Source organism: Burkholderia sp. BCC0398 (genome assembly GCF_902833245.1).
GTDB classification, from domain to species: Bacteria; Pseudomonadota; Gammaproteobacteria; order Burkholderiales; family Burkholderiaceae; genus Burkholderia; species Burkholderia sola.
This window is the reverse complement of sequence record NZ_CADFEM010000001.1, coordinates 768,218-780,687: the sequence shown is the minus strand read 5'-3', so window position 1 is coordinate 780,687 and position 12,470 is coordinate 768,218. Positions and strand designations below refer to the sequence as shown.

Below are 12,470 nucleotides of genomic sequence, written 5' to 3'. Positions count from 1 at the left end.
CCGCGATATTTGGCGAATCAGGACAGTATTAAGTGCCGGCTCGCGAGAAATGAAAATCGAATGACCCGACTGCAATCGTGGTTTTTGCGCCGGTATGCAAAATGACGACGGCCGGCGCGGCCAACCCGTTGATTCCGCAAAATCTCCGGCATGGCGGTGGGCGGCGCGACCTCAGCTGTCCCCCTATCGAATCAGGTAGAATCCGCGCTTCGCCGCAGGCGCCCGCCGCGCAACGCGTATCGGGGCCGCATCGAATGCATCGCAGGACGCGCACCGCGCTCCGATTCCGCATGCGCCGGCTACGGATGCCGGCCCGCTCAACGTTCGTCTCGTTTATGTCCGCCATTCCGAATTCCGACCCACCCGGTTCGTCCGCGAACCCACCCAAGCTTCATCGCGCGCTGAAGGCGCGCCACCTGACGATGATCGCCATCGGCGGCTCGATCGGCACGGGCCTGTTCGTCGCATCCGGCGCGTCGATCTCGCAGGCTGGCCCCGGCGGCGCGATGGTCGCGTACATGCTGATCGGCCTGATGGTCTACTTCCTGATGACGAGCCTCGGCGAGATGGCCGCGTTCATGCCGGTGTCGGGTTCGTTCGCGACCTACGGCGCGAAATACGTGGACGAAGGCTTCGGCTTCGCGCTCGGCTGGAACTACTGGTACAACTGGGCGGTGACGATCGCGGTGGAGCTCGTCGCCGCGCAGCTCGTGATGCACTACTGGTTTCCGGACGTGCCGGGCGTGTGGTGGAGCGCGGCGTTCCTCGCCGTGATGTTCCTGCTCAATGCGCTCACCGTGCGCGGCTTCGGCGAGGCCGAATACTGGTTCGCGCTGATCAAGGTCGTCACGGTGGTCGCGTTCATCGGCGTTGGCCTGCTGATGATCTTCGGCATTCTGAAGGGCGCGCCGGCGAACGGCTGGGGCAACCTGACGATCGGCGACGCGCCGTTCGCGGGCGGCCTGCCGGCGCTGATGGGCGTCGCGATGATCGCGGGCTTCTCGTTCCAGGGCACCGAGCTGATCGGCGTCGCGGCCGGCGAATCGGAGCACCCGCGCACGACGATTCCGCGCGCGGTGCGCCAGGTGTTCTGGCGGATCCTGCTGTTCTACGTGTTCGCGATCTTCGTGATCGGCGTGCTGATTCCGTATACCGACCCGAACCTGCTGAAGACGGACGTAACCGACATCGGCGTGAGCCCGTTCACGCTCGTGTTCCGCCACGCCGGCCTCGCGTTCGCGGCCGGCGTGATGAACGCGGTGATCCTGACGGCCGTGCTGTCGGCCGGGAACTCGGGCATGTACGCGTCCACGCGGATGCTCTACAACCTCGCCACCGAAGGCCGCGCGCCGAAGGTGTTCGCGAAGCTGTCGCCGGGCGGCGTGCCGCGCAACGCACTGTACGCGACCACCGCCGTCGGCGCGCTGTGCTTCTTCACGTCGCTGTACGGCGACAAGACCGTGTACCTGTGGCTGCTGAACACGTCGGGGATGACGGGCTTCATCGCGTGGCTCGGCATCGCGGTCAGCCACTACCGGTTCCGCAAGGGGTACGTGAAGCAGGGTTATTCGCTCGACCAGTTGCCGTACCAGTCGAAGTGGTTCCCGTTCGGCCCGCTGTTCGCGTTCGTGCTGTGCCTCGTGATCGCGCTCGGCCAGGATTACCAGGCGTTCCTCGCGAACCGGATCGACTGGGCCGGCGTGACCGCGACCTATGTCGGCATTCCGCTGTTCGTGGTCGTGTGGCTCGGCTTCCGGCTCCTGAAGAAGAGCCGGTTCGTGCGCTACGAGGACATGGAGATCGCGCCGTGGATCGCCGCGAATCGCGGCGCGCAGCGGCAGCCGGTGGCGAACCGCGAAACCGCGGGCTGACGCCGGCGCGGCAGGCAGCCGCGCGATGGCGACGAAACGGGAAGCCGCGCGCCTTCCCGTTTTTTTTGCCCGGCTTTTGCCTGCGCGGGGTCAAAGCCGGTTATATTGCCCGACCCTACCGGGCCGCGGCCCGGCCGGCGCGACAGGCGCGGCGCGGATCGGCATCCGGCGCGCGCGGCGCGCGGCGGCCGGCGAGACGCCCGGCGTTTTCATCGCTCCAGCCGGGCCGGCATGGCCCGCGGAGCGCGCAACCCAGAGGAATTCATGAGCGCATCACCCGCCGAGCGGAAGGCCGGACCCGTTTCCATCGTGCGAATCGAAGCCGCGATCAACGCGTGGCGCGAAGTGTATCCGCCGGCGCCGGACGGCGAGGACGGCTACGCGCTCGACGCCGGCAGCAACTGCCTGGCCGAGCTGTACGGCACGATGATCTGCTATCAGTTGCCCGACGTGCCGCTCGACACGCTGAGTAACGAGCAGCGCGACGCGCTGTATGCGACCGAGGTGTGATGCGGTGCGCACGATGCCGCGGCGCGGCGTCGGTGAACGAACGGGAAGCCTCGCGGCTTCCCGTTTTGCTTTGCGCGGCCCCTGACGTCGCCGCCAGCACGACGCTGCTCGAGCCGGGATCGGCGCCGGCTGAGGTATCGTGACGGGATCGGCAAGCAGGCGATCGAGGAGGCCGGTACGGATAGCCGGCAAGGGTGAGCGGTGCGGGCGCTGCCCGCGCGGTGCCGGATGAGCGTCCGTCGCCTGTCCCGGGAGGATTCGAACATGGAGTTGAGACACCTCCGCTACTTCGTCGCGGTGGCCGAAGAGCGGAATTTCACGCGGGCGGCGGAACGGCTGCACATCGCGCAGCCGCCGCTGAGCCGGCAGATCCAGCAGCTCGAGGAAGCGCTCGGCGTGCCGCTGTTCGAGCGCACCGCGCGGCCGCTGAAGCTGACCGATGCCGGACGCTTCTTCTATTCGCATGCGGTGCAGTTGCTCGCGCAGACCACCGAACTCGAATCGATGACGAAGCGGGTCGGCAAGATCGAGCGCAGCATGTCGGTCGGTTTCGTCGGCTCGACGCTGTACGGGATGCTGCCGAAGATCATCCGGCGCTTTCGCAGCGAATATCCGGCCGTCGAATTGAGCCTGCACGAGATGTCGACGATGGACCAGATCAAGGCGCTGAAGGAAGGGCGCATCGACGTCGGGTTCGGGCGCATCCGCCACGAGGATCCGAGCGTGCGGCGCGTCGTGCTGCGCGAGGAGAGGATGATCGTCGCGCTGCCGGTCGGCCACGTGCTCGACAGCGCGAAGCCCGTGCTGTCGCTGCACGATCTCGTCAACGACACGCTGATCATCTTTCCGAAGGCGCCGCGCCCGAGCTACGCGGACCAGGTGCTCGCGGCCTTCCACGATCGCGCGCTGCAACCGCGCAGGATCTACGAGACGCGTGAACTGCAGATCGCGCTCGGCCTCGTCGCGATGGGCGAGGGCGTGTCGGTCGTGCCGCACAGCGTGTACGGGCTCAAGCGCGACGACATCAGCTACAAGCCGCTCGACGATCCGAACCTAGTGTCGCCGATCATCATGAGCATGCGGATGCTGGACGAGTCGGAGGACATTCGCGCGATGCAGGCGCTGATCTACCGGCTGTACGACGAAGCGCAGATGGAGTATCTGCCGCCGCAGCCCGAATGAACGCGTGGCCGATAGGGGCTTGCTTGACGCTGCGCGCGCCGACGGGCCACCATGTCCGGATTCGATGCGGCCGCCGACGGGCGGCCGCTTTCATGCAGACGACCGACACATGACCGATATCGTGACCGAGGAGATGACCGTCGAGACGCCGCAAGGGCGTCTCTTTGCGAAACGCTGGGGTGCGGGGCCGGTGCGGCACGCGGCCGCGCCTGGGCCGGCCGCGCCTGGGCCGGCCGCACCTGGGCCGGCCGCACCGATCGTGCTGCTGCACGATTCGCTCGGCTGCGTCGATCTGTGGCGCGATTTCCCCGCGCAACTCGCCAGCGCGACGCAACGCGACGTGATCGCATACGACCGTCTTGGTTTCGGCCGTTCGGATCGTCATCCCGGGGTACTCGCCACGACGTTCGTGCGCGACGAGGCCGATCATGCGTTCGTCGCGTTGCTGGATCGACTCGGCGTCGATGCGTTCGTCGCGTTCGGACACAGCGTCGGCGGCGGGATGGCGGTCGGCTGCGCGGCCGCGCAGCCGGCGCGTTGCCGCGCGCTCGTGACGGTCGCCGCGCAGGCGTTCGTCGAGGATCGCACGCTGGCCGGCATTCGCGACGCCGGGCGGCAGTTCGACGAGCCGGGGCAGCTCGACCGGCTCGCGCGCTATCACGGCGACAAGGCCGAATGGGTGCTGCGCGCGTGGGTCGACACGTGGTTGTCGCCGGCGTTTCGCGACTGGACTCTCGACGACGACCTGCCGCGCGTGCAGTGCGCGACGCTCGCGATTCACGGCGAGGACGACGAATACGGGTCCGACGTGCATCCGAAGCGGATCGCCGCGCGCGTCGCGGGGCCGTCGTCGTTCCTGTTGCTCGCCCGCTGCGGACACATGCCGCACCGCGAGCGGACGGACGACGTACTGGCCGCCGTCGCGACGTTGCTGCGCGACGCGGGCGCCTGAACGCGCTCGCCATCGCCAGCGGGCGTCCGCCCGCTGGCCGTCAGAACGAAAGCTGGATCCCGAGATCGATCGCCAGCAGCACGATCGACAGGCCGATGCCGAGAATCACGTTCGGCAACCGGTGCTCGAAATCGCGATGATCCTTGCGCATCGCCGCGCCGAGCAGGAAGATCGCCTCGACGACGATCTGCAGCCCGACGAACAGCAGCATCAGCAGATACTCGTAGCCCATCTGCTTGAACGCGACGAATTGCATCCCGTGATCGCGGATCCACTGGCCGACGCGCAGCAGTTCGTAGACGAACAGCAACGCGGGGAACAGGTAACTGATGAAGTAGGTCGGCGCGGTGGCGTGCCGTAGTTCGAGGTGGAAGTGCTGATGCGTGGTAGCCATCACAACCCTCCTTGCAACGCATGATTGCGGTCGCGACGGCGGCGCGTGTCGCGTGCAAACTAGGGGATTGCCCGATGCACAGTGCGCAGCCGTACCGCATCAGCATACTGCTGCGCGGGAAATTTGGCATGCGAAGTGTGCGTTCGTTGTAACAATGTGTGCGCGATGCGCGACGCGTTGGCGGCCTCCCTCTGGCCGTTGCGCTGCGTTGCATGGCGCCGCGACGTCCTTCCGGGCGTTTGTGCGTGCGTCACCGTTTCGCTTCCGCGCCTTCGATAAACAGCTTCGCGACCGACTGAAACTCCCGTTTCAGCGACAGCCCCGGCACGGTTAGCCAGCGCAGCATCGCCGCGAGATACAGGTGATGGAACCAGGTCGCGAGCTGATCGGCCTGCAGCGTGCGGTTCAGTTCGCCGGCCTGCTGGCCGGCTGCGATCAGTTGCTGCCACACCAGCGCGATATCGCTGCCGTTCTCTCCCGCACGCTCCGGTTCGGCTGCGCCAATGCTCAGGAAGCGGTGCCGCAGGTACGCAAGCAGATACACCGGATGTTGTTCGCACCACGCGGCCGACGCGTCGAGCACGCAGCCGATGCGCGACGCAAAGGTCTTGCGCCGCGCGACGTCCTGCTGCAGATGCGCGAGATCGCGCGCGAGTTCGCCCTCGAGCCAGTGCGCGAGCACGGCTTCCTTCGTCGGAAAGTGGTTGTACAGCGTGCGCTTCGCGACGTCGGCCTGCGCGGCGATCTGCTCCATCGTGACGGCATCGTAGCCGTGCGCGTCGAACAGGCGCGCGCCGGTCGCGGCGAGATGCGCGAGCATCTGGATGCGTTTGCGCGCGCGGCGGCCCGGATCGTCGGTCGGAATCGTCATGGCGGGGTTGACTGAAAGTGTACGGATTGCATTAGTATACGGCGTGCACTTTTTTGAATCCAACCTTTTCCGCCATGCACGGGGAGCCCCGCATGAAACTCGTCATCGCCACCTACGGCACCGAAGGCGACACGCGCCCGCTCGCGGCGCTCGGCCGCGCGTTGACGGATGCCGGCCATGACGTCCGGTTGCTCGCCGACGCGGCGACGCTCGGGTCGGCCGTCGCGCTCGGCGTGCCGTCGGCGCCGCTGTCCGGCGACATCCGTCGCGCGATCGCGCCGGAAGGCGCGTTGGCCGGTGCGGTGCGCGGGCGCGGCGGCTTCGCCGATACGTCCAAGGCGCTCGCGGCGATCGCGAATGCGAACACGGCCGCGTGGATGCGCGAAGTGGCGGACGCGTCGGCCGGCTGCGACGCGCTGCTCGTGTCGGGACTCGCGTCGTTCGTCGGGTTGTCGGTCGCCGAATATCGCCGCATCCCGGCGATCGGCACGGGCATGATCCCGATCACGCCGACCGCCGAATTCGCGTCGCCGTTCCTGCCGCCGGGCAAGTTGCCGCGCGGGCTGAATCGCGCGACCCATCGGCTCGTGAATGCGCTGCTGTGGCAGGCGTTCAGGAAGTCGACCAACGCCGCGCGCGCCAGCGTAGGCGGATTGCCGCCGCGCAAGCGCGTGTGGACCGATCATCCGATGCTGTATGGCGTGTCGCCCGTGCTGCTGTCCGATCCGGCCGACTGGCCGGCGAACGTGCAAGCCTGTGGCCAGTGGCGAATCGATGCGCGTGCGTGGGCGCCGCCGCCCGAACTCGCGGCGTTTCTCGACGCGGGCGAGCCGCCCGTGTACGTCGGTTTCGGCAGCATGGCCGGCTTCGATCGCGCGGCGATGGCCGCGGCGCTGACGCATGCGCTGGCCGGCCGGCGCGCGCTGCTTTATCCGGGCTGGAGCGGCATCGATGCGTCGCTGCTGCCGGCGCACGTTCGCGTGATCGGCGACACGCCGCACGACTGGCTGTTCCCGCGCGTCGCGATGGCGATCCATCACGGCGGCTCGGGCACCACGCATTCGGCCGCACGGGCCGGTATTCCGTCGGTGGTCGTGCCGTTCGCGGGCGATCAGTTCTTCTGGGCGAACCGGCTGCAACGGCTCGGCGTCGCGGATGCGCCGGTGCCGGGCCGGCGCATGGAGGCTGCGGCGCTGGCGCGGGCCATCGTGTTTGCCGAACGGGATGAGACGAAGGCGCGTGCGACGGAACTCGGTACGCTCATCGCGCAAGAAGACGGCTTGAAGCGGGCGGTCAGTGCGATCGAACGATGGGCGCAACCGCGCGCGCGGTAAGCCCGCGCGTCGGCATCAAAAATGCCCGGTGAACCGATAGCGGCTGCCCGGGTGCCACAGATTGGCGACCGACGCGACCAGCCCCTGCGACCACGTGCGCCGATGCAGCAGCAGGCACGGCTCGCGATCGTCCATCGTCAGGTGGCGGCGCGTGTCGGCATCGGGCATCGCGGCCTCGATCCGGTATTCGACGCGCTGCAGCGGCGCGACGCGCGTCAGGTACTGGTTCGGCGTCGTCGCCGTGAAGTCCTGCAACGCGTATTCGGGCGCGCAGGCCGGATTGACCCAGCGTTCCTCGAGTTGCACGGGCGTGTCGTTTTCGAAGTGCAGCACGCGCGAATGGAAGATCGGGCTGCCGGTGTCGAGTTGCAGTTCGTCGGCGAGCTTCGCATCGGCGACGGCCGCGCCGACCAGCAGCACCTGCGCGCGATAGCCGTGGCCGCGCGCGGCGACTTCGTCGGAGATGCTGCGGATCGCGACGAGCGTCGATTCGTACTTCGGCGATGCGACGTACGTGCCGGAGCCGCGCGTGCGCGTGAGCACCTGTTCGGCGGTCAGCTCGCGCAGCGCGCGGTTGACGGTCATCCGAGCGACGTTGAATTCGCGCGCGAGCTCGTTCTCCGACGGCACCTGGTCGCCTTCCGCCCATTCGCCGGCATGAATGCGCGCGAGGATGAAGTCCTTGATTTCCTGATAGATCGGTGTGGTCATGGGATCACGATTCAGAGTCGGCGGCGGGCCGCCGCCGAATGCCGGTCCGGCGCGCGCCCGGCGCCGAGTGTACCGGTTTCGCGAGCGCGCCGGCCCGGATTCCCCGAATGATCCCTGTTCGGCCGGCGCGCGTCCATGCGGGATTGCACAGAGCGGCCGGCCGGTCGACGGCCCGCGCGCGGTCAGAACCGATGCCGGATGCCGATCGTTGCGACTACCTGCGTGCGGGTCGACGAAGCCGCGACCCCCGTGACGTTCGCGAACCCGAGCGTCGCGTCCGACGGCACGCCGAACTGGTGCTGGTACACGGTTTCCGCATACACGTCGGTGCGCTTGCTCAGCGCGTAGTCGGCCATCAGCGTCACCTGGTGCCACTTCGGCCGGTGGCTGCCGGTGGCGTCGTCGTAGCGGCCGTCGGTGAACGTATAGGCGCCCGCGAACGAGACGGCCGGCGTCAGCGCATAGCGCGCGTTGAGTTCGTAGTTGTCGAAGCGCAGCGCATTCAGCGCGCCGGGCAGCGACGACGCGGCCGTCTCGTCGAACATCGTATGCGTCCACAACGCGCCGATCGTCAGCCGGTCGAACGCGTAGCTGCCGCCGGCGCCCATCACGCGCTGCCGGACGGCCGGGAAGTTCGGCGCGTCGTTCGTCGACAATGCGCCGCCGGTCGTCAGGCCGCCGCGGTTGAGTTGCAGGTACGCGGCGCCGAGATTGACCGGCCCGTTCGCATACGACACGCCCGCGCTGTATGCGCGGTTGTTCGCGAAGCCGCCGGCCGCGTTGCCGAACCCGTACAGGCCGCCGAACTGCCAGCCGGCGAGCGTCGGGCTCGTGTATTTCACCGCGTTGTCGATGTAGAACGAATCGTCGAGGTTGTCGTTGTCGAACGGATGCGATGCGAGGTTGTTGCCGTCGCCGTTGTTCGCCATCGCGAGCGGGCCGAGATAGTCGACCACGGCGTCGTACTGGCGACCGAGCGTCAGCGTGCCGTACCGGTCGCTCTGCAGGCCGACGTACGCACGGCGGCCGAATATCGTATTTCGATAGGACTGCGTGCCGTTGTTCAGGTTGAAGCCGCTTTCGAGTCGAAACAGCGCATGCAGGCCGCCGCCGAGATCCTCGTTGCCGCTCAGCCCGAAGACCGTGTTCGACAGCAGCCCGCTGCCTTGCTGCCACGCGCTTTTGCCCGACTGGTTGTTCGTATAGGCGATACCGGCATCCAGCATCCCGTAGAGCGTGACGCTGCTTTGCGCATGCGCGGCGGCGCCGATGAATGCGAACGACAGGGTACCGACGACTGCTTTCTTCATTGTGTGTATTTCCTGGAAAGGCCCGTTGCGACGGGAACGGCGATCCGTCACGCGTGCCCGTGCGAACACGCGTGTGCGAATCGATGAAAGGGGAGCGCGTGACGCGTGTTCACGCGCGGCGGCGGCGAACGCTGGCTAGTGCAGCAGGCGGATCGTGCCGAACTCGGCCGCCGGCAGCGCGCGCAGGATCGACAGGATCGCGGGCGACGCCTGCGACCGCGCGACTTCGAGTTCGATGCACGCGCGCCCGGTGCGGCTGTCGATCGTGGCCGTGTAGCCGTTGAGCGCGGCGCCGACGGCCTGATGCAACTGGCGCCGCACGATCGCGAGGTTGTCCGATTCGACGCGAACTGACAGCAGCACGAGTGCGTCCGTGGGAGAGCGACGCCGCGAACGATCGGGCGGCAGATGGCGTGAAGCAGCGGAATCGGTTGTGGTCGGTTTCATGGGCTCATCCCCGGTCACAGCGGGCTCCGCATCGCGGAGATCTCGTGATGGACATGACCCCCATTCTAGAAATCGCCGTGGCGAGACGGTGTATAGACTCGCCGCGCGCGTGCAAAGGATGCGTAAACGCGCCGTGCCGCGCCGGCCAACGGCCCAAGGCATGATGAGCGCGCGCTGGCGGAGTTATCGTTGGATGAGCGGCTCAGTCGACGAAAGTCTAGACAGCTACCGCGGCCCGCCCGTACGCCGCGAGAGCGCCATCATTCCGCTTCGTGTAATAAATAAGTAATTGAAAATTAAGGAAAATACGGCCTATTGCTCCTAATCCGCCGACAATTAGAGATAAACACGGATTGCTGGCCTCGCCCTGAAAAGGCAAAGTTGTCTGTACAACTTGGGTGTCGCCGGAACGAGCGATTTCCCCGGTTGAAAGGGTTCACGGCGCTCGGCTTGACAGGAGCCCGCCCCAGTTCGCCTCTGACAGGAACGCCATGAAGAAACTCGCGCTCGGTATTGCCCTCGCCACGCCCTTCGCGTGACGCGTCCGGCTTGATGAGCAGGCCGCATCACGTCGTGCGCGGAACTCGTTTGATACGCGCTTAATGGCTATTGACAATCCAGCCACATCGTTCTGGATCCCTAATATGATCTTCCAAGGATTTGGCCCGCTGCTGTGGGCCGGCACGGTCGAGACCGTGAAGCTCGCGGTGCTGTCGCTCGCCGCGTCGCTGATACTGGGCCTCGCCGGCGCGGCCGCGAAACTGTCGGCCAACCGCGCGCTCAAGTCGGTCGGCACGTTCTACACGACGCTGATCCGCGCGGTGCCCGACCTCGTGCTGATGCTGCTGCTGTTCTACGGGATCCAGATCCTGCTGAACGACGTGACCGACGTGCTCGGCTGGGACCAGATCGACATCGACCCGTTCGTGGCCGGCGTCGTGACGCTCGGCTTCATCTACGGCGCGTACTTTACCGAGACGTTCCGCGGTGCGTTCCTCGCGGTGCCGCGCGGCCAGCTCGAAGCGGGCTTCGCGTACGGGATGGGCGGCTGGCGCGTGTTTTACCGCATCCTGTTCCCGCAGATGATGCGCTTCGCGCTGCCGGGCATCGGCAACAACTGGCAGGTGCTCGTGAAAGCCACCGCGCTCGTGTCGATCATCGGCCTCGCCGACGTCGTGAAGGCGTCGCAGGACGCGGGCAAGAGCACGCTCGATTTCTTCTTTTTCACGCTCGCGGCAGGCGCGATCTACCTCGCGATCACGACGGTGTCCAACGTCGTGCTGCACCACCTCGAGAAGCGTTATTCCGTCGGTGTCCGGAGGCTTGCACTGTGATCGAACTCGTCGGCCAGTACTGGCAAAGCTATCTCTATTCCGACGGCTACCGCTTCAGCGGCCTCGCGATCACGCTGTGGCTGCTGGTCGTGTCGATCGCGCTCGGTTTCGCGCTCGCCGTGCCGCTCGCGATCGCGCGTGCGTCGTCGAACCGCTGGATCTCCGGCCCCGTGTGGCTCTATACGTACGTGTTCCGCGGCACGCCGCTCTACGTGCAACTGCTGATGTGCTACACGGGCATCTACAGCCTGCAGGTCGTGCACGACCACGTGCTGCTCGACACGTTCTTCCGCAACGCGATGAACTGCACGCTGCTCGCGTTCGTGCTGAACGAATGTGCGTATGCGACCGAGATCTTCGCGGGCGCGATCAAGGCGACGTCGGCCGGCGAGATGGAGGCCGGGATGGCGTACGGAATGTCGCGCTTCAAGCTCTATACGCGCATCATCCTGCCGTCCGCGCTGCGCCGCTCGCTGCCGAGCTACAGCAACGAAGTGATCCTGATGCTGCACGCGACGACGCTCGCGTTCACCGCGACCGTGCCCGACATCCTGAAGGTCACGCGCGACGTCAATTCGGCGACGTACATGTCGTTCCAGGCCTACGGCATCGCGGCCGTGCTGTACGCGGTCGTCGTATTCGCGCTCATCTGGGCGTTCCGCAAGCTCGAGACGCGCTGGCTCGCGTACCTCGCGCCGCGCGGCCATTAACGCATTCGCAAGATCCGCAACGAAGGACCCCGCATGTACAAGCTTACCGTTGACAACCTGCACAAGAAATTCGGCGACAACGAGGTGTTGAAGGGCGTGTCGATGAAGGCGAAGGCCGGCGACGTGATCAGCATCATCGGCTCGAGCGGCTCCGGCAAGAGCACGTTCCTGCGCTGCATCAACTTCCTCGAGCAGCCGTGCTCGGGGCAGATCACGATCGGCAGCGAGCCGATCCAAACCCTGCGCGATCGCAACGGCTCGCTGCGCGTGGCCGACCAGAAGCAACTGCAGCGCATGCGCACGAAGCTGTCGATGGTATTCCAGCACTTCAACCTGTGGGCGCACATGACGGTGCTCGAGAACGTGATCGAGGCGCCGATGGCCGTGCTCGGCGTCGGCAAGGACGAGGCGATCGCGCGGGCGCGCCAGTATCTGGAGAAGGTCGGGCTCGCGCCGCGCGTCGAGGGCATGTATCCGTCACACCTGTCGGGCGGCCAGCAGCAGCGCGTCGCGATCGCGCGCGCGCTGGCGATGGAGCCGGAAGTGATGCTGTTCGACGAGCCGACGTCGGCGCTCGACCCGGAATTGGTGGGCGAAGTGCTGAAGGTGATGCAGAAGCTGGCCGAAGAAGGCCGGACGATGGTCGTCGTCACGCACGAGATGGGCTTCGCGCGCAACGTGTCGAACCACGTGATCTTCCTGCATCAGGGGAAGATCGAGGAAGAGGGCGATCCGCAGCAGATTCTCGTGAATCCGAAGAGCGAGCGGCTCGGGCAGTTTCTGTCGGGGCGGTTGAAGTAAGGAAGCGCACGGTTTCGCGCCGTCGCAAACTGGAACGCTTAAT

Annotated in this window: 13 protein-coding genes; 8 read left to right on the top strand and 5 right to left on the bottom strand. The window is 66.6% G+C overall.

The window, feature by feature from the left end; translation table 11 throughout:
* The first annotated feature begins 335 nt into the window (after positions 1–335).
* The 4 genes from HWX76_RS03420 (at position 336) to HWX76_RS03405 (ending at position 4,515) form a co-directional block, all read left to right on the top strand.
* The gene (locus HWX76_RS03420; RefSeq protein WP_050018063.1) at positions 336–1,871 is read left to right on the top strand and encodes an amino acid permease; all 1,536 of its coding nucleotides are present in this window, start codon (positions 336–338) and stop codon (positions 1,869–1,871) included.
* Between the two features lie 264 nt (positions 1,872–2,135).
* Positions 2,136–2,381, top strand: a complete 246-nt coding sequence (locus HWX76_RS03415) for a DUF3717 domain-containing protein (protein WP_047901546.1) — start codon at positions 2,136–2,138, stop codon at positions 2,379–2,381.
* 264 nt (positions 2,382–2,645) lie between these two features.
* Positions 2,646–3,563 (top strand): LysR family transcriptional regulator, encoded by a 918-nt coding sequence (locus HWX76_RS03410; protein WP_050018064.1) that lies wholly within the window; start codon positions 2,646–2,648, stop codon positions 3,561–3,563.
* A gap of 109 nt (positions 3,564–3,672) precedes the next feature.
* Positions 3,673–4,515 (top strand): alpha/beta hydrolase, encoded by an 843-nt coding sequence (locus tag HWX76_RS03405; protein ID WP_176015483.1) that lies wholly within the window; start codon positions 3,673–3,675, stop codon positions 4,513–4,515.
* A 40-nt stretch (positions 4,516–4,555) separates the two neighbouring features.
* Here the strand turns inward: HWX76_RS03405 and HWX76_RS03400 are convergent, their stop codons facing one another.
* Positions 4,556–4,909, bottom strand: coding sequence for a hypothetical protein (locus tag HWX76_RS03400; RefSeq protein WP_124631237.1), 354 nt, complete (start codon positions 4,907–4,909; stop codon positions 4,556–4,558).
* Between the two features lie 250 nt (positions 4,910–5,159).
* Entirely contained in the window at positions 5,160–5,780 is a 621-nt protein-coding gene (locus HWX76_RS03395) for a TetR/AcrR family transcriptional regulator (RefSeq protein ID WP_175976299.1), read from the bottom strand.
* Positions 5,781–5,872: 92 nt separating this feature from the next.
* Here HWX76_RS03395 and HWX76_RS03390 point away from each other — a divergent pair, with 92 nt between their 5' ends.
* Positions 5,873–7,114 carry a glycosyltransferase gene (locus tag HWX76_RS03390; protein WP_176015482.1) on the top strand — a complete coding sequence of 414 codons (1,242 nt, stop codon included), beginning with the start codon at positions 5,873–5,875 and terminating at the stop codon, positions 7,112–7,114.
* 15 nt (positions 7,115–7,129) lie between these two features.
* Here HWX76_RS03390 and hutC read toward each other — a convergent pair whose 3' ends face one another.
* From hutC to HWX76_RS03375, 3 genes are all read right to left on the bottom strand, one after another.
* Positions 7,130–7,825 carry a histidine utilization repressor gene (hutC, locus tag HWX76_RS03385; protein WP_050018069.1) on the bottom strand — a complete coding sequence of 232 codons (696 nt, stop codon included), beginning with the start codon at positions 7,823–7,825 and terminating at the stop codon, positions 7,130–7,132.
* 182 nt (positions 7,826–8,007) lie between these two features.
* Entirely contained in the window at positions 8,008–9,135 is a 1,128-nt protein-coding gene (locus HWX76_RS03380) for a porin (protein ID WP_124554509.1), read from the bottom strand.
* 135 nt (positions 9,136–9,270) lie between these two features.
* Entirely contained in the window at positions 9,271–9,582 is a 312-nt protein-coding gene (locus HWX76_RS03375) for a hypothetical protein (RefSeq protein WP_080334418.1), read from the bottom strand.
* 644 nt (positions 9,583–10,226) lie between these two features.
* Between HWX76_RS03375 and HWX76_RS03370 the strand changes: the two genes are divergently transcribed.
* From HWX76_RS03370 to HWX76_RS03360, 3 genes are read left to right on the top strand one after another with little or no spacing between them, the layout of a single operon-like run.
* Positions 10,227–10,916, top strand: a complete 690-nt coding sequence (locus HWX76_RS03370; protein WP_124631240.1) for an ABC transporter permease — start codon at positions 10,227–10,229, stop codon at positions 10,914–10,916.
* Positions 10,913–11,626 (top strand): ABC transporter permease, encoded by a 714-nt coding sequence (locus tag HWX76_RS03365; protein WP_124631241.1) that lies wholly within the window; start codon positions 10,913–10,915, stop codon positions 11,624–11,626. Before HWX76_RS03370 ends, HWX76_RS03365 begins: the two co-directional genes overlap by 4 nt.
* A gap of 33 nt (positions 11,627–11,659) precedes the next feature.
* Entirely contained in the window at positions 11,660–12,427 is a 768-nt protein-coding gene (locus HWX76_RS03360) for an ATP-binding cassette domain-containing protein (RefSeq protein ID WP_050018074.1), read from the top strand.
* Positions 12,428–12,470 lie beyond the last annotated feature (43 nt).

Coding starts and splice junctions, on each gene's coding strand:
- HWX76_RS03420 (WP_050018063.1), top strand. CDS start 336: ATGTCCGCCATTCCGAATTCCGACCCACCCGGTTCGTCCGCGAACCCA.
- HWX76_RS03415 (WP_047901546.1), top strand. CDS start 2,136: ATGAGCGCATCACCCGCCGAGCGGAAGGCCGGACCCGTTTCCATCGTG.
- HWX76_RS03410 (WP_050018064.1), top strand. CDS start 2,646: ATGGAGTTGAGACACCTCCGCTACTTCGTCGCGGTGGCCGAAGAGCGG.
- HWX76_RS03405 (WP_176015483.1), top strand. CDS start 3,673: ATGACCGATATCGTGACCGAGGAGATGACCGTCGAGACGCCGCAAGGG.
- HWX76_RS03400 (WP_124631237.1), bottom strand. CDS start 4,909: ATGGCTACCACGCATCAGCACTTCCACCTCGAACTACGGCACGCCACC.
- HWX76_RS03395 (WP_175976299.1), bottom strand. CDS start 5,780: ATGACGATTCCGACCGACGATCCGGGCCGCCGCGCGCGCAAACGCATC.
- HWX76_RS03390 (WP_176015482.1), top strand. CDS start 5,873: ATGAAACTCGTCATCGCCACCTACGGCACCGAAGGCGACACGCGCCCG.
- hutC (WP_050018069.1), bottom strand. CDS start 7,825: ATGACCACACCGATCTATCAGGAAATCAAGGACTTCATCCTCGCGCGC.
- HWX76_RS03380 (WP_124554509.1), bottom strand. CDS start 9,135: ATGAAGAAAGCAGTCGTCGGTACCCTGTCGTTCGCATTCATCGGCGCC.
- HWX76_RS03375 (WP_080334418.1), bottom strand. CDS start 9,582: ATGAAACCGACCACAACCGATTCCGCTGCTTCACGCCATCTGCCGCCC.
- HWX76_RS03370 (WP_124631240.1), top strand. CDS start 10,227: ATGATCTTCCAAGGATTTGGCCCGCTGCTGTGGGCCGGCACGGTCGAG.
- HWX76_RS03360 (WP_050018074.1), top strand. CDS start 11,660: ATGTACAAGCTTACCGTTGACAACCTGCACAAGAAATTCGGCGACAAC.